General features: G+C 56.4%; 15 protein-coding genes and 1 pseudogene. 12 read left to right on the forward strand and 4 right to left on the reverse strand.

Annotated elements, in window-relative coordinates; translation table 11 throughout:
* Positions 1-13 precede the first annotated feature (13 nt).
* The 7 genes from ACO6VD_RS00785 to ACO6VD_RS00815 all read left to right on the forward strand — a co-directional run bounded on the left by ACO6VD_RS00785 (position 14) and on the right by ACO6VD_RS00815 (position 8,759).
* Positions 14-1,147, forward strand: a complete 1,134-nt coding sequence (locus ACO6VD_RS00785) for an N-acetyl sugar amidotransferase (RefSeq protein ID WP_422416347.1) — start codon at positions 14-16, stop codon at positions 1,145-1,147.
* 19 nt (positions 1,148-1,166) lie between these two features.
* Positions 1,167-2,447, forward strand: coding sequence for a glycosyltransferase (locus tag ACO6VD_RS00790; protein ID WP_422416348.1), 1,281 nt, complete (start codon positions 1,167-1,169; stop codon positions 2,445-2,447).
* Positions 2,440-3,039: a sugar transferase gene (locus tag ACO6VD_RS00795; RefSeq protein WP_422416349.1), complete on the forward strand. Its 600-nt coding sequence runs from the start codon at positions 2,440-2,442 to the stop codon at positions 3,037-3,039. The genes ACO6VD_RS00790 and ACO6VD_RS00795 overlap by 8 nt, the downstream gene beginning before the upstream one ends.
* 810 nt (positions 3,040-3,849) lie before the next feature.
* Positions 3,850-5,028 carry a DegT/DnrJ/EryC1/StrS family aminotransferase gene (locus ACO6VD_RS00800; protein ID WP_422416350.1) on the forward strand — a complete coding sequence of 393 codons (1,179 nt, stop codon included), beginning with the start codon at positions 3,850-3,852 and terminating at the stop codon, positions 5,026-5,028.
* A 54-nt stretch (positions 5,029-5,082) separates the two neighbouring features.
* Positions 5,083-7,086, forward strand: a complete 2,004-nt coding sequence (locus ACO6VD_RS00805; RefSeq protein ID WP_422416451.1) for a polysaccharide biosynthesis protein — start codon at positions 5,083-5,085, stop codon at positions 7,084-7,086.
* A 411-nt stretch (positions 7,087-7,497) separates the two neighbouring features.
* A complete protein-coding gene (locus tag ACO6VD_RS00810; RefSeq protein ID WP_422416351.1) occupies positions 7,498-7,824 on the forward strand; it encodes a ComEA family DNA-binding protein in 327 nt (108 codons plus the stop codon).
* A 140-nt stretch (positions 7,825-7,964) separates the two neighbouring features.
* A complete protein-coding gene (locus ACO6VD_RS00815) occupies positions 7,965-8,759 on the forward strand; it encodes an SDR family NAD(P)-dependent oxidoreductase (RefSeq protein WP_422416353.1) in 795 nt (264 codons plus the stop codon).
* 30 nt (positions 8,760-8,789) lie between these two features.
* On the opposite strand, the gene ACO6VD_RS00820 is transcribed toward ACO6VD_RS00815, so the two are convergent.
* A complete protein-coding gene (locus ACO6VD_RS00820) occupies positions 8,790-8,957 on the reverse strand; it encodes a DUF2897 family protein (RefSeq protein WP_400173592.1) in 168 nt (55 codons plus the stop codon).
* 178 nt (positions 8,958-9,135) lie between these two features.
* On the opposite strand from ACO6VD_RS00820, the gene pyrF reads away from it, so the two are divergent.
* Positions 9,136-9,837 (forward strand): orotidine-5'-phosphate decarboxylase, encoded by a 702-nt coding sequence (gene pyrF / locus ACO6VD_RS00825; RefSeq protein WP_136475092.1) that lies wholly within the window; start codon positions 9,136-9,138, stop codon positions 9,835-9,837.
* On the opposite strand, the gene ACO6VD_RS00830 is transcribed toward pyrF, so the two are convergent.
* Positions 9,827-10,831 carry an NADP-dependent oxidoreductase gene (locus ACO6VD_RS00830; RefSeq protein ID WP_422416355.1) on the reverse strand — a complete coding sequence of 335 codons (1,005 nt, stop codon included), beginning with the start codon at positions 10,829-10,831 and terminating at the stop codon, positions 9,827-9,829. The genes pyrF and ACO6VD_RS00830 overlap by 11 nt on opposite strands.
* Before the next feature lie 230 nt (positions 10,832-11,061).
* On the opposite strand from ACO6VD_RS00830, the gene ACO6VD_RS00835 reads away from it, so the two are divergent.
* Positions 11,062-11,823, forward strand: a complete 762-nt coding sequence (locus ACO6VD_RS00835; protein WP_422416357.1) for an SDR family oxidoreductase — start codon at positions 11,062-11,064, stop codon at positions 11,821-11,823.
* On the opposite strand, the gene ACO6VD_RS00840 is transcribed toward ACO6VD_RS00835, so the two are convergent.
* A complete protein-coding gene (locus ACO6VD_RS00840) occupies positions 11,784-12,944 on the reverse strand; it encodes an MFS transporter (RefSeq protein ID WP_422416359.1) in 1,161 nt (386 codons plus the stop codon). The two genes, ACO6VD_RS00835 and ACO6VD_RS00840, sit on opposite strands and share 40 nt — an antisense overlap.
* A 112-nt stretch (positions 12,945-13,056) precedes the next feature.
* Between ACO6VD_RS00840 and ACO6VD_RS00845 the strand changes: the two genes are divergently transcribed.
* The 3 genes and pseudogenes from ACO6VD_RS00845 (at position 13,057) to ACO6VD_RS00855 (ending at position 16,515) form a co-directional block, all read left to right on the forward strand.
* On the forward strand, positions 13,057-14,454 hold the full coding sequence (locus tag ACO6VD_RS00845; protein ID WP_422416361.1) for a PLP-dependent aminotransferase family protein: 1,398 nt from the start codon (positions 13,057-13,059) through the stop codon (positions 14,452-14,454).
* 975 nt (positions 14,455-15,429) lie between these two features.
* Positions 15,430-15,651: pseudogene (locus ACO6VD_RS00850) on the forward strand (HAMP domain-containing protein); the annotation flags it as partial.
* Entirely contained in the window at positions 15,652-16,515 is an 864-nt protein-coding gene (locus ACO6VD_RS00855; protein WP_422416453.1) for a methyl-accepting chemotaxis protein, read from the forward strand.
* An 11-nt stretch (positions 16,516-16,526) separates the two neighbouring features.
* Here ACO6VD_RS00855 and ACO6VD_RS00860 read toward each other — a convergent pair whose 3' ends face one another.
* Positions 16,527-17,720, reverse strand: coding sequence for a benzoate/H(+) symporter BenE family transporter (locus ACO6VD_RS00860; protein WP_422416362.1), 1,194 nt, complete (start codon positions 17,718-17,720; stop codon positions 16,527-16,529).
* Positions 17,721-17,845: the final 125 nt, after the last annotated feature.

Raw genomic sequence — 17,845 nt, forward strand, 5'->3', positions numbered from 1 at the left:
CAGGGAGCAGGCTTTGACTAACACTTATCAGCAATGCGTGCGGTGTGTGATGTCTAATGACGTGGATACGTCTATTGTCTTTAATGAACAAGGCGTTTGTCATCACTGCCTTCGCTATGATGAGTTGCTGACAACACGTGTTTTTTCAGGCGAAGATGCGGAAAGTCGTCTCGCTGCGGTTGTGAGCAAAATTAAGAAGTCGCGAAAAGCAAGCAGCCAGTATGATTGCTTGATCGGTGTCAGCGGTGGCGTAGACAGTACTTATGTCGCTTATTTGGTGAAGCAGTTAGGCTTGCGACCATTGGCGGTGCATTTTGATAACGGCTGGAACTCCGAACTTGCTGTAAAAAACATTGAAAAGACTTTGCAGAAACTTGATATTGATCTGGTCACCTATGTGGTTGACTGGAAGGAATTCAAGGATCTGCAGTTGTCGTTTTTGAAAGCATCAGTTCCCGACGGTGAGATACCTACCGATCACGCAATTTTCGCGTTGTTGTGGAAAACAGCAGTAAAGCACAATATTAAGTACATCATATCCGGCATGAATTTCGCCACCGAATCTATTTCGGTTCCTAATTGGTCCTATGGGCACTCGGATTGGAAGTATATAAAGGACGTGCATAAAAAACACGGTTCGATTGTGTTGAAGAGCTATCCTCATTACAATCTTGCGCAGTTGTTTTATTATAATTTTATTCGTGGGATTAGAAGTGTTTCGATCCTGAATTATGTTGATTATAATAAAGATCGTGTCATGAAGTTGCTGCAGGATGAGCTGGGCTGGGTTTATTATGGCGGCAAACATTATGAGTCGATCTATACTCGTTTCTTTCAAGGGTATATTTTGCCCGAGAAGTTCAATATTGATAAACGCTACGGGCATTATTCAGATCTGATCAACGCACGGCAAATATCCCGTGAACAAGCACTAGAAGAACTGAAAACAAACTCATACAGTGACGAACTGAAGGAAGCAGATCTAGCCTATGCGGCCAAAAAGTTCTCGCTGACCCCGGAGCAGTTCAAAGAAATACTGGCGACACCACCTTCGAGCTATCATGACTATAAAAACTCTGCAAGTGTTATAGCGAACTTGAAGAAGCTGGTTAATTTTTTGAGAAAAATTGGGCTGTATCCTAAGTGATTTAGGCCGGGGTTTATATATGAATGTGTGGTTGGTTAAACTTGAAGAGCCGGTGCCGCTGGACTCTGATTACAGGCCTTATCGTATGGGCATGCTCGAGAGTGCACTGGTTGCCAGGGGACATAGCGTCCTCAGGTGGTGTTCTGATTTGAACCACCTTACCGGTACTGCTCGGTACGGCTTTAGCACGTCTGTTGTTTATACGGATCACCAACGCTACGAATTTATCAGTAGCGGCGTAAAGTACAAGTCGCCAATTTCGATCGGGCGAATTGTTGATAATTTCTTGGTGAAATTGAAAATTCTGCGTAAGGCTAGAACATTAGAGGCACCAGATTTAATTGTTTGCAGCATGCCCACCCCGGCACTTTGCAAGCTATCCGCCGATCTTTCAAACCATTTTTCCGTACCTTTAGTGTTGGATTGCCGAGACTACTGGCCGGAAATAATTTCTCATGAAGCCAAGGGTTGGAAGTCTCTTGCGGCTAAAGCGTTAGTTTTCAAGATGCAACGTGATCTGCGTTATGCGTGCAAAAAAGCCTGTTCATTTGTCGGGATTACGGAATTTTTCACGGATCACCTTGTTCGTTATTCAGGGCGAGCTGCAGGGCGTTTCGATGCAGTTTTTCCATTAGGCTTCAACCCTGCTGCAATAGCCGCCTTGGCGCATGAAAGCGACGACGTCAGAGAGTATTGGGTCACGCACGGGGTTGATATTGCGAAGCAGAAGAAGATTTTCTATTTTGCAGGTCGATTGAATAGTACGATTTATAACGCGATTCAGCCGGTAGTTGACGCCGCAAAAGCACTCGAATTGTCCGAGCCCGATGTTTTATTTGTCGTGTGCGGTTCCGGTAGCCATGAAGTGGCTATCAAGGAAAAATTCTCCAGTTGCTCGAATGTCATACTTCCTGGTGAAGTGGAAGCCGCCGCGTTGAAGTTTCTTCGGGGTCATTCGATTGCTGCGCTGCAGCCTGTAGATCGTCGCATTGACTATCAAAACTCATATTCAAACAAGTTTTTTGAATACTTGAGTTCAGGGCTTCCGGTTTTTTCCTGGCTCGACGGTATTTCCGGGCAAAAGCTGGTATCTGAACAATGTGGATTTATCTACAATAGTGCTGAGGAGTTAACGGCTCAAGTACTGCGCTTTTGTGGTGATGAAAACTTGCGATTAACCATGTCGAGTCGTGCACGTGAGTTGTTTGATAGGGAATTCGACGCTGAGATTGTTTACAGCGCGTATGCCCAGCATTTGGAAACAGTACACGCTAACAGCAAGGTACGTGAAAGTGCTTAAAAGAATTTTTGATCTGTCATTGATTTTTCTGCTTGCGCTACCTGCACTGCTGGTGACAGCAGTGGTGGCTGTTTTGGTAGCCTTGTTTATTGGTCGCCCCGTTCTGTTCAAACAAAAGCGTCCTGGATTGAATGGTAAACCATTCAATATGTACAAGTTTCGCTCGATGACCGAATCGCGTGATGAGAGCGGAGCATTGCTGGCTGACGAATTGAGATTGACGCCATTTGGTCGTTTTCTAAGGTCGACCAGTTTGGATGAACTTCCAGGTTTATGGAGCGTCATTAATGGCGATATGAGCTTGGTAGGGCCACGGCCGCTATTGATGGAGTATCTCCCTCTGTACAGTCCAGATCAATTGCGCCGACATAATGTGCGTCCTGGTATTACAGGTTGGGCTCAGGTCAATGGAAGAAATGCTCTGAGTTGGCCGGAGAAGTTCGAGTACGACGTATGGTATGTTGACAATCAGAGCTTCTGGCTCGATATCAAAATTCTTTTCCTGACCGCAAAAAAAGTATTGGTGCGAGAGGGCGTAAGTGCGCAGGGTGAGGCGACGATGTCGAAGTTCGAAGGTAACAAGAACGAATAGAGTTTCGCTAATGTACCTTCATCAGTGTCGACGGTTTTCTTAAGCAATCTAGCAGTCGATTGGTCTGAGGGGGCTGTGTGAACGTTATCCGAGATAGCGCCCCGCAAAGCACCCTTGCCATCAGACCACTCGGCTGAGCACTGCTACAGCGATCACCTTCTGACAGTCAGCTTTCCAGCCGAGGACAGATCGTTCGCCTGGTTTTGATGTTGCGGGCAAGGCATTGCGCCATGCTGGGTTCCTCCAGTTCACGTCCGATGCCAACCCTTTTGTTGATCATTAGCGTGATGGTGGCGCGTTCTGTCCTGGCGGCGGGGTGCCATGTGCTCAGCGCCGGGTTGCAACGTTAAATCGCGTTAGGTAATAAGTGCACAGTTACAAAGGTCGAAGCGATTGCGTTTGCTGTAAAAGCTTTTCGCATGACTGCACAACCTGTTGAGGGGGACGAGTAGCACAAGGTTAAATGCCGCTCACGTTATTTAGCAGGTAAGAAACTGGAAAAGCCGCTCTTGAAATCAGACTGCTCCATTTTTACGTGGTGACCATGGAGCGTTTACATGGCGCACGCCCATAGAGGGCCATGTAAAGTGGTGCCTCGTCGAGCGACAGGGTGCGGCACCGCGCTCTTAACTTCAAGCGCTTGGCGATTGATTCATGCGTCGTCGTCGTGAATGATATCTCTGGTAGTATTGTGCTTCCGAGCGATTGCGCGACGAGTTTCTGCGCTAGCGAGGCTCAGCGGCGGTATGGGTGGGAACGGTTGTCAAGCCAGGATCCATTATAAATTTTTTGACTATCAGGTAGATCGCTTTGTTGAATACGTCTTTTTCTCCTTGGCCGTCCTTCACCGAAGAAGAAGCTGAGGCAGTCCGTGAAGTAGTGCTTTCCAACAAGGTTAACTACTGGACGGGTCAGGAGTGTCGCGAGTTCGAAAAAGAATTTGCCAGTTGGGCGGGCACCGCATACGCCATCGCCTTGGCCAATGGAACGGTGGCACTGGATCTTGCGTTGCGCGCGTTGGGGATTGGGCCGGGCGATGAAGTCATCGTAACGCCGCGTACATTCCTGGCGTCGGTGTCCAGCATTGTCAATGCTGGAGCGGTTCCGGTTTTCGCCGATGTTGATCGTGATACGCAGAACATCACTGCTGACTCCATTGCTGCAGTGCTAACCTCGCGAACCCGTGCCGTCATTTGTGTGCATCTCGCAGGCTGGCCATGTGATATGGACCCGATCATGGCCCTGGCTGAAGACCATCAGTTGAAGGTAATCGAAGACTGTGCGCAGGCTCACGGTGCGGTTTACAAGGGTAAACCGGTCGGTTCGATAGGTCATGTCGGTGCGTGGTCGTTTTGCCAGGATAAGATCATGACTACCGGTGGCGAGGGAGGTATGGTGACCACCAATGATCGTGCGCTTTGGGCAGATATGTGGGCTTTCAAAGACCATGGTAAGAGCTGGGAGGCTGTCTACCAGCGCGAACACGCCCCCGGGTTCCGCTGGGTGCATGAAAGCTTTGGTACCAACTGGCGTATGCTGGAAGTTCAAGGGACGATCGGTCGGATTCAACTCCGTCGCATGCCACAGTGGCATGCAGCACGGACAGCCAATGCCGCCGCTATCTGGGCGTGTGCACAAGGCGTCACCGGCTTGCGTGTCCCTGCCCTGGATGAAGGAACGGCTCACGCAGCTTATAAATGCTATGTCTTTGTGGAGTCCGGAATGCTCAATCCGGGCTGGTCGCGTGACCGTATCATCAATGAAATCGTTGCTCGTGGAGTGCCTTGCTATTCGGGTTCCTGTTCGGAGGTCTACCTCGAAAAGGCGTTCGACGGCACGGGCTGGCGACCACAGGAACGCCTGCCGGTAGCACAGGAGTTGGGCGAGTCCAGCTTGATGTTCCTGGTTCATCCTACGTTGACACAAGCGGAGATTGAGCAAACCTGTCAGGCGCTACGGGATGTGATGTCACTAGCGGTCAGTATTTAGTCAAACGAAACTGGGCGATCAGGCAAGTCTGCGTACATGGTGGTTTTAAGGATGATGATTGATGGATTGCGTAGTTGGCTGCTGGGGTTGCCTCGGCGGGAGAAACGTCTGCTTCAGCTTGCGACAGATGTCCTGTTGGTCTGGAGTGCACTTTGGTTAGCGTTTTTGGTCAGACTTGGAATTGATGAGCTCGCCAATCCCATATTGGATCACGCCTGGCTCTTTCTCGCTGCGCCTGCCATCGCTATTCCGTTGTTCATTCGGTTCGGTATGTACCGAGCAGTGATGCGCTATTTTGGCAATGATGCGCTGGTCACTATCATCAAGGCAGTGAGTTTGTCTTCGCTGATATTGGGCTTGTTCGTTTATTGGTACAGTAGTCATCAAAATCTTGTTCCGCGTTCAGTCATTTTCAACTACTGGTGGCTCAGCCTTATTATGGTGGGCGGGTTGCGTTTGGCGGTGCGCCAGTACTTTTTGGGGGACTGGTTCTCGGCAGCGCAGCATGTACCTTTCTTCAATCGTGATGACGGACTGCCGCGGGTAGCCGTCTATGGCGCAGGGGCGGCAGGCAACCAGTTAGTGGCAGCGCTGCGAATGGGTAAGGTAATGAGACCTGTTGCATTCATTGATGATGACGACATGATTGCTGACCGGGTTATTTCCGGATTACAGGTTTATAAATCCCGTCATATACAGACGATGATTGAAGTTACCGGCGCGGTGGAGGTGCTACTGGCAATTCCGTCAGCCACCCGTTCGCGTCGCAGGGAAATCCTCGGCTATCTGGAAGGCTTTCCATTGCACGTGCGAAGCGTACCAGGTTTCATGGACCTCGCTAGCGGCCGGGTGAAAGTTGATGACATTCAGGAAGTTGATATTGCCGATCTGCTGGGACGGGACACCGTGCCTGCGCAAGACGATCTGCTTGAACGTTGTATTCGTGACCAAGTGGTATTGGTAACGGGCGCGGGTGGATCAATCGGCTCGGAGCTTTGTCGGCAGATCCTTTCTCTGGCGCCCAAAACACTGCTGTTGTTTGAACACAGCGAGTTCAATCTATACAGCATCATGTCTGAACTTGAGAAACGCGTTGTACGGGAAGCGCTGTCTGTTCAAGTCCTGCCGATTCTCGGGTCGGTCAGGAACCAGGCTCAGTTATTGGATATTATGAAGGCCTGGCGCGTTGAAACTGTCTATCATGCAGCAGCTTATAAGCATGTGCCCATGGTCGAGCACAACATAGCCGAAGGTGTGCTGAATAACGTAATTGGCACCCTTCATACTGCCCAGGCGGCTGTGCAGGCGGGGGTTGCGAACTTCGTTCTGATTTCCACTGACAAAGCTGTGCGCCCAACCAATGTGATGGGTAGTACAAAACGCTTGTCCGAGATGACCTTGCAAGCGCTGAGTCATGAAGCGGCCCCCGTGTTGTTCGGCGATGCTGATAATGTGTCACGGGTCAACAAAACGCGTTTCACAATGGTTCGTTTTGGTAATGTGTTGGGGTCATCGGGTTCGGTTATTCCTCTGTTTCATAAACAGCTCAAGGAAGGGGGGCCCTTAACGGTAACCCATCCTAAAATTACCCGTTACTTCATGACCATACCCGAAGCAGCGCAATTGGTTATTCAGGCCGGGTCCATGGGCCAAGGCGGCGATGTCTTCGTGCTGGACATGGGCGAACCTGTGAAAATCGTTGAGCTGGCCGAAAAAATGATCCATCTTTCCGGTCTTAGTGTCCGCTCCGGCCGTAATCCGCATGGGGATATTGCCATTGAGTTCAGTGGGTTGCGTCCAGGAGAAAAGTTGTACGAAGAGTTGTTGATTGGCGATAACGTTATTGCTACACGCCATCCTATGATCATGAGTGCTCAAGAAGATTTCTTGAGTTGGGATGCCTTGAAAGGCAAGCTCCATGAAGTTCTCGACGCTATTTCTCATGACGATTACACAAAAGTTCGGCAGTTACTCCGCGAAACCGTGAGCGGATACTCTCCTGATGGGGAAATCGTGGACTGGAAGTATCAGCAACAGCGATTTGAACCTCGGGCCTGAAGCCGGGGAGTTATTGATTATAAAACCGAACGCCACTAGGCCGGGGAGGACGTTAACGTCGCCTCTCTGGCCAATAGGTTGATGACACGGAGCTTCGCCTTTCTCTGCTGGCTTGGCCGGCATTAACCTTTCATGTGTCAGCACAGGCATGTGTGAGCTTGCTCCTCCTCGGTTTTGCCAATCTCGATCATGCGGGGAGTCAAGTTTCTGTCTATCGACTCGACTTGCAGGTTCCTTGGTCGCGGCAGATACGCGGCGGTGATCATGAGCTCAGCCAACCCCGATAAAGCTCAGATCCATTTAGTAATGATTCCTCCTCCTTGGCGGTTTGACCTCTCCTCAACACGTTCTAGGTTGTTATAGCAGCTTCGGAAAAGCTGCTTCTGAAATCTACCCCAGGAGTCTCACCCCATGCGCAACACCGTCCTGTCCTACCTTCTTCTCCCCCTGTTCGCCACCGCATCCTTTTCGCTGAGTGCAGCTCCAGCATCTGAACCTGTCGCGAACCCAGTACCTGTCGTCGCCACCCAACAACCCGTCACCCAACTCAACCTCAACACCGCCGACGCGCTAACCCTCCAGTCCACCCTGGTCGGTATCGGTAAAACCAAGGCCGAAGCCATCGTCGCCTACCGTGAGGCACATGGCTCCTTCGCTACGGTGGATGAGCTGCTGGAGATCAAAGGCATCGGCAAGGCCTTGCTTGATCGCAACCGCGACAATCTCACGGTTAACTAGCGCTTGTTGAAAGGCCGGTCACAGACCGGCCTTCTTGTTTGGGTATGCCTTTGGTCGCCTGGGAATTGCACGAATATTACGATGGTAATATTTTGAGTGCCAGGTCCACCCACCCAACAAGCTCTTTGGAGATCCCCACCATGTCAGTTCTCCCGCAAGCCACAACCGCCCTCGTCACGGGTGCTTCCTCCGGAATTGGAGCGGTCTATGCCGAGCGTCTGGCTGCCCGTGGTCACGATTTGCTCCTGGTAGCTCGTGACCGGCAGCGTCTCGAAGCGCTGGCTGCCGATCTGCAGGCCCGCCATGGCGTCAACGTCGAGGTTTTGTCGGCGGATCTTGCGCAAGCTGCAGATCTTGCCCGTATCGAGCAACGCGTACGCGATGATCCAAGTATCGGTGTGTTGGTCAACAACGCCGGTATCGCCATGAATGGCACCTTGGCCGATGCCACCGCAGCACAGATTAATGCACTGGTAGCGCTCAATATCGTCGCGTTGACGCGCTTGGCATCGGCTGCCGCAGCCCAGTTTGGTCAAGCAGGTCGCGGTACCATTATCAACCTGGCTTCTGTGGTTGCGCTGGCACCAGAGATGTTCAACGCGGTGTATAGCGCCAGTAAGGCCTATGTACTGAGTTTGACTCAGACGCTGCAAGGCGAGTTGAAAGACAAAGGCGTACAGGTTCAGGCGGTACTGCCCGGTGTGACTCGCACCGAGATCTGGGAGCGCTCGGGTCTGGATGTCGCCGTTATCGATCCACAGATGGTCATGGAAGTAGGGGAGATGGTTGATGCGGCGCTCAGTGGCCTGGACAGCCAGGAGTTGGTGACTATTCCGTCGTTACCCGATGCCGAGGATTGGCAGGCGTTTATCAAGGCGCGTAATGCATTGAGGCCAAATTTGTCGCGTAGTACTGCCGCAGCACGTTACAAGTGATGCGCTGAGTTCACCAGCGAGCAGGTGGGTCTACTTGTCCTGCGCATCCTTGGCATCCATTTCAGCATTACGCTCGTGAACGCGCTTGAGCTGCTCCTCGGTCAGGGGCAGCTTTTTCGCGGTGTCACGCAACAACATCAGGCCGCCGACAATGGAGCCTATCGCGAGTACTAGAATCAACCAGGCATACCAGGGCATGTAGTTCTCCTTTGGGGCGGCGATGATGCCGTTCGTTTAATTTGGAGCAAATGCACCATTCATTGGTTCAATTATAGGGGCTGTGCCACTAGTGGGCCAATTCGCGATCATCGGCCCCCCACAGGCCGCTGCTTCGTTTACAATGCGCGCCGTTCAAGACTTGCCAAGAGACCAGCCCATGTCCGCCTGCCAGACGCCCATCATCGTCGCCCTGGATTTCCCTACCCGTGACGCCGCCCTGAAACTGGCGGATCAACTCGATCCGTCCCTGTGTCGGGTCAAAGTCGGCAAGGAGCTGTTCACCAGCAGCGCGTCGGGGATTGTCGAAACCCTGGTAGAGAAGGGCTTCGAGGTGTTCCTCGATCTGAAATTCCACGATATCCCCAATACCACGGCAATGGCGGTCAAGGCCGCAGCCGAGATGGGCGTGTGGATGGTCAACGTCCACTGCTCCGGTGGCCTGCGCATGATGTCGGCCTGCCGTGAAGTGCTGGCCCAGCGCAGTGGCCCACAGCCGCTGCTGATCGGCGTGACGGTGCTGACCAGCATGGAGCGTGAAGACCTGGCCGGTATCGGTCTGGATATCGAGCCGCAGGAGCAGGTACTGCGTCTGGCAGCACTGGCCGAGAAGGCCGGCATGGACGGTCTGGTGTGTTCGGCACTGGAAGCCCCGGCACTGAAAGCGGCGCACCCGTCGCTGCAACTGGTGACCCCGGGTATTCGTCCCGCCGGCAGTGCCCAGGACGACCAGCGTCGTATCCTCACCCCGCGCCAGGCACTGGACGCCGGTTCCGACTACCTGGTGATCGGTCGTCCGATCAGCCAGGCCGCCGATCCGGCCCAGGCGCTGGCGGCAGTGGTCGCAGAAATCAGGGCTTAAGTACTAGCTTGCCGAAGTTTTCCCCGCTGAACAGCTTCAACAGCGTCTCGGGGAAAGTTTCCAGCCCTTCGACCACGTCCTCCTTGCTCTTCAGTTTGCCGGTTGCCAACCAGCCGGCTATCTCCTGTGCCGCCTTGCCATAGTTGGCGGCATGGTCCATCACCACAAAGCCTTCCATACGCGCGCGGTTGACCAGCAGTGACAAATAGTTGGCCGGACCTTTGACTGCCTGCTTGTTGTTGTACTGGCTGATGGCGCCGCAGATCACCACCCGCGCCTTGAAATTCAGGCGGCTGAGGACTGCATCAAGAATATCGCCGCCGACGTTGTCGAAGTAGACGTCCACACCTTTCGGGCATTCGCGTTTGAGACCTTCGAGCACATCCTCGGCCTTGTAGTCGATGACGCCGTCGAAGCCCAGCTCGTCCTTCAGGTATTGGCATTTCTCTGCGCCACCGGCGATCCCCACCACCCGACAACCTTTGATCTTGGCAATCTGCCCGGCAATGCTGCCCACCGCCCCGGCGGCGCCGGAGATCACTACGGTTTCACCTTCTTTCGGCGCGCCGACGTCGAGCAGGGCAAAGTAGGCGGTCATGCCGGTCATGCCCAGGGCTGACAGGTAGCGCGGCAGTGGCGCCAGTTTCGGATCGATCTTGTAGAAGCCTTGAGGCTCACCGACGAAGTAGTCCTGCACGCCAAGGGCACCATTGATGTGATCACCGACGGCAAATCCCGGGTGTTTCGAGGCGATCACTTCGCCCACGCCCAAGGCGCGCATGACCTGGCCGAGGCCCACCGGTGGGATATAGGACTTGCCTTCGTTCATCCAGCCGCGCATGGCCGGGTCGAGGGACAGGTAAAGGTTTTTCACCAGCACCTGGCCTTCACCCGGTTCGCTGACGGGGACCTGTTCGAAGGTGAAGTCGTCACGGCTGACAGCCCCGATCGGGCGTTTGGCGAGCAAGAAACGGCGGTTGGTCTGTGCGGTCATGTCAGGGCTCTCGAGGGAAGGGCAAAGCTTGTTGATAGACCCTGACTGGCATTCCGGCAAGGTTTACCCGTCCGGCGAATGCAATACGATCCACAGGCGTGATTCAGCATTGAGCAGATAATCACCCGAACCGATACCCCTTCAACCGGCACCCTGATGATGCTGCCCATCCGTAGCTCTGGCTGCATACACTGCAGAGCACTGACCTCACTATGTTGCAGGAGCTAGCGATGAGCATGACCTTTTCCGGCCAGATTGCCCTGGTCACCGGTGGCGCGGCGGGCATTGGCCGAGCGACGGCCCAGGCCTTTGCTGCTGAAGGCTTGAAAGTAGTGGTAGCCGACCTGGATGCCGCTGGCGGCGAAGAGACCGTAGCGCTGATTCGGGCAGCGGGCGGCGAAGCGCTATTCATTGCTTGCAACGTCACGCGTGAGGCTGATGTGCAGCAGATGCTGGCACGCACGATAGAGGTGTACGGACGGCTTGACTATGCCTTTAACAACGCCGGCATCGAGATTGAGCAAGGCCGCCTGGCAGAGGGCAGCGAAGCCGAATTCGACGCGATCATGGGCGTCAACGTCAAAGGTGTGTGGCTGTGCATGAAGCATCAGTTGCCGTTGCTGCTGGCCCAGGGCGGCGGCGCTATCGTCAACACCGCGTCGGTCGCGGGCCTCGGCGCTGCGCCGAAGATGAGTATCTACAGTGCCTCCAAGCACGCAGTGATCGGCCTGACCAAGTCGGCGGCGATCGAATATGCCAAGAAGAAAATCCGCGTCAACGCGGTGTGCCCGGCGGTCATCGATACCGATATGTTCCGCCGCGCTTATGAAGCTGATCCGCGCAAGGCCGAGTTTGCCGCCGCCATGCATCCGGTGGGGCGTATCGGCAAGGTCGAGGAAATCGCCGCCGCAGTGCTGTACCTGTGCAGTGATGGTGCAGCATTCACCACGGGTCACGCCCTGGCGGTCGACGGCGGCGCGACTGCGATCTGAAACAGGCGTGCACCAACACCGAGGCAACCCACCAGTATGCCGGCGCCAAATATCAGCAAGGCCATCCTGGAACCCAAGTGGTCGACCAGCAGCCCGGTGAAAATCACTGGCAGGCTGAAGCCCAGATAGGCGAGAAGGAAAAAACCCGCGCTCGCGCGGGTTTTTTCTGTGCCCGCGAGTATGTTCACGGCTGATAACCCACCGAGATACACAAAGCCATAGCAGGCACTGCTGGCCGCCACTGTGCCGAGCAGCACAGCTACCAATTGACCGCTTTCTGCGCCCCAGGTGAGCAGGGCGTAACTGCAGGGCAGCACGAACAAGCCGAGCAAGGTCGCTTTGGCGGGTGCCATGCGCCGGGCCAGTGGCTGGAATAACAGGCCGCAGCTGATCACGCAGAAGGTTGAGAAGCCCGACCAGTTAGCCAATCCATGTTGCTTGAGGATGGAAGGCAGCAAGGCGATGACCAGGCCAACGCAGGCCCAGGCCAGAAGGATTGCCAGACCATAGGGCAGGCTGCCAACAGGGTAGCAGGGCAGTCGTAGCCATGCGCCACGGGTATCCCGGCGTTGATCAGGAAGTCGCCAGACCGCCAGCAGGGCAAGGCCCGCCAGCAGCAGGTGCAGGTAAAAGCTGTCAGGCGCGAGGGTCGGCCCACGTAACAGGAACAGGCTGGTCAAAGCCGCGCCCAGGCCAAAGCCCAATGAGGTGCTGGCGGTGACCCACGTGGCTGCGTGCCCGCTGTCACCGATGTGCATCAGTTCGCTCATGTAGGCGGTGCCCGTCGCCGAGGCCAGCGCTGTGCCGACGCCCAGCAGCAGGCGCGCCAGCCCAAGAGTTTCCAACGTCGGCGCGAGCAGCATCAGCAGAGTGGCCAGCATCGACAGGCATAACGCGACGATGATCAGCGGCCGTCGCCCGACCCGGTCCGCCAGGCCGCCCAGCAGCAATAGTACCGGTACCACGCCGATTACATAGGCTGAAAACGCTACCGCCGTGGCAGCGGCGCCTTTACCGGAGAGCTCGGCATAGGCCGTGTAAAGCGGCGCCTGCAGGTTGACCGCAAAGGTAATCAGGCACAGGGCAAAGGCCAAGAGGGCAGGGGAACGCTGGATGGGCATGGACGGCTCCTTATTGGTGCAACGACTATCCGGCGATCGCCCGGGGCCCACAAGGCACACCGACCGAGGATTTGTGTTTAACTGTTCGGATAAAATTCACGAACACTTAGCCATGCACCTGACACTTGCGCGTCAAGCCTCCACACCCCTGGTACAGCAGCTCGCGGATCAGTTGCGGGGCTGGATCGAACAGCAGCGCTTGCGGCCTGGTAGCCGTTTGCCTTCGATTCGCCAGCTGGCGCGCGAGCAGGGTGTCAGCCAGTCCTGCGTAATCGAGGCCTATGACCGCCTGGTGGCGACGGGATTGCTGGAGGCTCGGCACGGTGCGGGCTTTTTTGTCGCCGAACACCGGTTCAATGAACCCTTGATCGACCCGCCGATACGTGATGAAGCCTTTGAAAATCGCTGGCAGCAGTTCACCGACGACCGCGCCGAGCTGCTGAAGCTCTGTTGCGGCTGGGTGCCTGCCAGCTGGCGTGCTACCGAGGCCATTGCGCAAGCCGTGCGCCAGGTCAGCCGCGGGCCGGTGGAAGATTTGCTCGATTACTGTCCGCCGCTGGGCCTGGCCAGTTTGCGCAGTCAGTTGCACAAGGGCCTGGGACAGATCGGTATTCAGGTCAGCCCCCAGCAGATTCTCACCACCCAGGGCGCCAGCCACGCGCTCGACCTGCTGGTGCGCACTCTGCTCAAGCCTGGCGACAAGGTGCTGGTGGAAAGTCCCGGGTACTACAACCTGTACAACCTGCTCCGTCACCATCAGGTCGAAATGCTGCTGATGCCGCGCACCGCCCATGGCCCGGACCTCAAGGTGCTGGAGGATTTACTCAAGCACCATCGTCCGCGTTGCCTGTACGTCAACAGCCTGTATCACAACCCCACGGGTAGCAGCCTGACCCCCAAGGTGGCTTATCGTTTGCTGGAGCTTGCCCGTGAGCATGACGTGCAGATTATCGAAGACGATATCTACGCCGACTTTCAGGACGGTGCAGTAACGCGCCTGGCGACCCTGGATGCCGAGCAGCGGGTGATTTACCTCGCCAGTTTTTCCAAGACTCTGAGCAGTTCGCTACGCAGTGGCTACCTGGTGGCAGAGCCTGCACTGGTCGCGCGTCTGGCGGAGCTGAAGATGGTCGCCGGGCTGGGGACATCGCGGTTCACAGAGCAGGTGGTGGCGCAGATGCTCGCCACTGGTAGCTACCGCAAAAGTGTGGCCCGCCTGCGTCCGCGCCTGGCGCAACACATGGCCAAGGCATTGGGGCAGCTTGAGGCTTGCGGCTGGCAAGTGTTCACCGAACCCTACGGCGGCATGTTTGTCTGGGCGCGCTGTCCGGGTTGGAATTTTGCCGCACTCAATCGTGAAGCGCTGGCTTGCTCGGTACTGCTGGCACCAGGCAGCGCATTCGATCCCCATGGCGCCGCCAGTGACTGGTTGCGGATCAATGTCGCCTACGCTCAGGACCAGCGCGCGCAGGCGTTCTTTCAGCGTACAAGGCGACCTCCGCCGTCCTGAAAGCGATGCTGCTGTAGCCTTTTGCCATTATTCCGACGCCAGCATCTTGTGCCACCACGGGCGCCATTGCCACTCTGCGCCCTTGAGGTTTCACCGAGGGCGTGGGGAGGGGCAATGAATTCGGTCAAGCGTGGTTTTTTTGCCAACCTGGGAATGGCGCGCAAGCTGGGGCTGGGCTTTGCCCTGGTCCTGTTGCTGACTGCCGTGGTGGCTATCTGCGGCGTTGCTGCATTGCACAGCGTAAGCCAGCGATTCGAGGGGCTCAAACAGATGACGGCGCTGAATGCCGACGTCCTCAAGGTGCGCCTGCAGGAACAAGCCTTTACCTTGCGCTCCGATCCCAAGGCCGTTGAGGCGTTGCATCAAGGCGTTGACGGGTTGTTGAACCAGACCCGAGCGCTGCCACAACTGGCCGAAAGTGGTGTAGAGCAGGCATTGAGCGCTTATCGCCAGACCTTCGATCAGTTCGTCGAGTTGACCCAGTCCAAGGAGCTGGCGCTGGATATGGCCAGTTGGTCGGTGTCGAGTGTTGCCAATAATCTCGACGTGTTGCAGGCAGGGCTTGCCGACGATGGCACCTACACCCTCAAGGATACCCAAGGCCAGCAAGGTGCCGAGTTTGTCGAGCAGGCCGGACAGGTGGCCCAGGTGGCGTGTTTGATGCTCCAGGCCATGGACGAGGCGCGGGTACGCCTGGAGCAGAACCGCAAAGGTGCCGAGGATGCCCGTCAGGGCCGCATCGAGCAGACCGCGCAGGCCGCCGCATTGGTCGAACAACTCAAGGCGGCTGTCAGTGATGCCGGTTACCAGACGGTGCTCAATGAGGTCAGTGGCCACATCGTCAGCTTCAGTGAAAAACTCGGGGAATACACCGATCTGCTGGCGCGCGAGCAGCAACTCAAGCAGCAGTTGCAGCAGCGCGCCGAGCAGGTCAGTGCTCAGGTCGATCAGGCTTATGTCGCCGAAGACCAGGCCATGCAGGCTCAACTCAAACGTAACGCGGTGGCGATCCTGGTCGCTTCATTAGTGGCCCTGTTGGTGGGGGTGATTGCGGCCTGGTTGATTACACGCGCGGTGGTCGGCCCGCTGCGGCAGGTGATCGGTCGCGCCGAACAGATTGCTGCTGGCGATCTCAGCGGTGACATCCGTGTTGATCGTCGTGACGAAGTGGGGCAGCTCATGCACGCCATGCAACAGATGGGCTCAGGCTTGAGCAGTATTGTCAGCGGTCTGCAGAAGGGCATCGAGCAGTTGGCCGGTAATGCCCAATCGCTCTCGGCGGTGACCGCGCAAACCACTCGTGAGGTCAGCAGTCAGAAGGAGGAAACCGAACAGGTGGCCACTGCCATGCAGCAGATGACCGCCACCGTTCATGATGTAGCGCGTAATGCCGAAGAGGCTGCACAAGCTGCCCAGGAGGCAGACGACAAGGTCGACAGTGGCCAGCAGGTGGTGCGCCAGAGCATGCAGCGTATCGAACAGCTGGCGAACGCCGCCGAATCAGCCAGCCAGGGCATCGAAAACCTCAGCGCGGAAATCCAGACCATCGGCACGGTGCTTGAGGTGATCAAAAGTGTCGCCGAGCAAACCAATTTGCTGGCGCTCAACGCCGCCATCGAAGCTGCGCGTGCCGGCGAGCAGGGCCGCGGCTTTGCCGTGGTGGCCGATGAGGTGCGGGCATTGGCCCGGCGTACCCAGCAATCGACCGAGGAAATCGAGCGCCTGGTGAGCACCTTGCGCCGCAGTGCCCAGGCCTCGGTGGCGCAGATTCAGGGCAGCAGTGAACTGGTCAGGCTGGCGGTTGCCGATGCCCTGCATACCGAAAGCGCGCTGGGCAGCATTGCCGCCGCGGTGTCTTTGATCCAGCAAATGAATCAGCAGATCTCTGCCGCAGCTGAACAGCAGAGCTCAGTGGCCGAAGAAATCAGCCGCAGCATCACCCAGATCCGCAGCAGCGCCGATCAGTCGGCGCTGGCCATGCAGGACAATGCCAGCTCGAGTGTCGAGCTGGCACAGTTGGGTAGTGACCTGAAGGGCATGGTGGGGCACTTCAGGTTGTGACCACTGGGGTGTTACACGCCTTTTCGCCAGTTGAGGACCATCAGCGTCAACACCCCGGCAACAATGCCCCAGAATGCCGAGCCAATGGAAAACAGGGTAAAGCCCGAAGCGGTGACCATGAATGTGATCAACGCCGCTTCACGCTCCCTGGCTTCGTTCATGGCAACCGTCAGGCCGTTCATGATCGAGCCGAACAGGGCCAGGGCGGCAATCGACAGCACCAGCTCCTTGGGCAGGGCGGCGAAAAGGGCGGCGAGGGTGGCACCGAACACGCCGGCGATGCCATAGAAAATCCCGCACCAGACCGCTGCGGTATAGCGCTTGTTCGGGTCTTCATGGGCGTGAGGGCCAGTACAGATCGCCGCGCTGATGGCCGCCAGGTTGATGCCGTGCGAGCCGAACGGCGCCAGAACCAGCGAGGCCAGGCCGGTTACCGAGATCAGCGGGGAGGCGGGTACCTGATAACCGTCGGCACGCAGCACGGCAACGCCGGGCATGTTCTGCGAGGTCATGGCGACCACGAACAGCGGAATACCGATGCTGATGGTGGCTGCCAGGGAAAAGCTCGGGGTGGTCCAGACCGGTGTTGCCACTTCAAGGCTGAAGCCGCTGAAGTCCAGCAGGCCCAGGGCGCCGGAGAGCGCGGTACCCACCAGCAAGGCGGCGAGTACGGCATAGCGCGGCGACAGGCGCTTGATGATCAGGTAGCTGAAGAACATCCCCAGCACCAGCGTTGTGCGGTGCTGGGCGGCAATGAAGATTTCGCTGCCGATCTTGAACAGAATGCCGGCCAGCAGGGCTGACGCCAGTGACGCGGGAATGCGTTTGACCAGGCGCTCGAAGCTGCCGGTCAGGCCGCAGATCACCACCAGCAGCGCACAGGTAATGTAGGCACCGATGGCTTCGCCGTAGCTCACTCCGCCAAGGCTGGTGATCAGCAGCGCGGCCCCCGGCGTCGACCAGGCCACGGTCACCGGCGTGCGATAACGCAACGACAGGCCAATGCTGCACACCGCCATGCCGATGGACAGGGCCCAGATCCACGAAGAAATTTGCGCGCTGGTCAACCCGGCCGCCTGGCCGGCCTGGAACATCAGCACCAGAGAGCTGGTGTAGCCGGTGAGCATGGCGATAAACCCTGCAACTACAGCTGAGGGGGAGGTGTCAGCCAGCGGGCGCAGTTGCGCGGAAGTGGCGTCAGGCATGGAGGCATTCCTTGTACTAGGTGTAAGCAGATTTTGCAGACTAACGCGCAGGTTGCCCGTTCTTGTCATACAGCAAGCATTGCATTTAGCCGTACAGTCGCCAACTATGGGGCGCGTACGATTCA

The sequence above is a fragment of the Pseudomonas sp. GZD-222 genome (assembly GCF_049310525.1).
Lineage (GTDB): Bacteria > Pseudomonadota > Gammaproteobacteria > Pseudomonadales > Pseudomonadaceae > Aquipseudomonas.

Excerpts from the sequence above, each read along its gene's own strand:
- ACO6VD_RS00790 (WP_422416348.1), top strand. The coding sequence starts at position 1,167 with ATGAATGTGTGGTTGGTTAAACTTGAAGAGCCGGTGCCGCTGGACTCT.
- ACO6VD_RS00805 (WP_422416451.1), top strand. The coding sequence starts at position 5,083 with ATGATTGATGGATTGCGTAGTTGGCTGCTGGGGTTGCCTCGGCGGGAG.
- ACO6VD_RS00810 (WP_422416351.1), top strand. The coding sequence starts at position 7,498 with ATGCGCAACACCGTCCTGTCCTACCTTCTTCTCCCCCTGTTCGCCACC.
- ACO6VD_RS00815 (WP_422416353.1), top strand. The coding sequence starts at position 7,965 with ATGTCAGTTCTCCCGCAAGCCACAACCGCCCTCGTCACGGGTGCTTCC.
- ACO6VD_RS00820 (WP_400173592.1), bottom strand. The coding sequence starts at position 8,957 with ATGCCCTGGTATGCCTGGTTGATTCTAGTACTCGCGATAGGCTCCATT.
- pyrF (WP_136475092.1), top strand. The coding sequence starts at position 9,136 with ATGTCCGCCTGCCAGACGCCCATCATCGTCGCCCTGGATTTCCCTACC.
- ACO6VD_RS00830 (WP_422416355.1), bottom strand. The coding sequence starts at position 10,831 with ATGACCGCACAGACCAACCGCCGTTTCTTGCTCGCCAAACGCCCGATC.
- ACO6VD_RS00835 (WP_422416357.1), top strand. The coding sequence starts at position 11,062 with ATGAGCATGACCTTTTCCGGCCAGATTGCCCTGGTCACCGGTGGCGCG.
- ACO6VD_RS00840 (WP_422416359.1), bottom strand. The coding sequence starts at position 12,944 with ATGCCCATCCAGCGTTCCCCTGCCCTCTTGGCCTTTGCCCTGTGCCTG.
- ACO6VD_RS00845 (WP_422416361.1), top strand. The coding sequence starts at position 13,057 with ATGCACCTGACACTTGCGCGTCAAGCCTCCACACCCCTGGTACAGCAG.
- ACO6VD_RS00855 (WP_422416453.1), top strand. The coding sequence starts at position 15,652 with ATGGGCTCAGGCTTGAGCAGTATTGTCAGCGGTCTGCAGAAGGGCATC.
- ACO6VD_RS00860 (WP_422416362.1), bottom strand. The coding sequence starts at position 17,720 with ATGCCTGACGCCACTTCCGCGCAACTGCGCCCGCTGGCTGACACCTCC.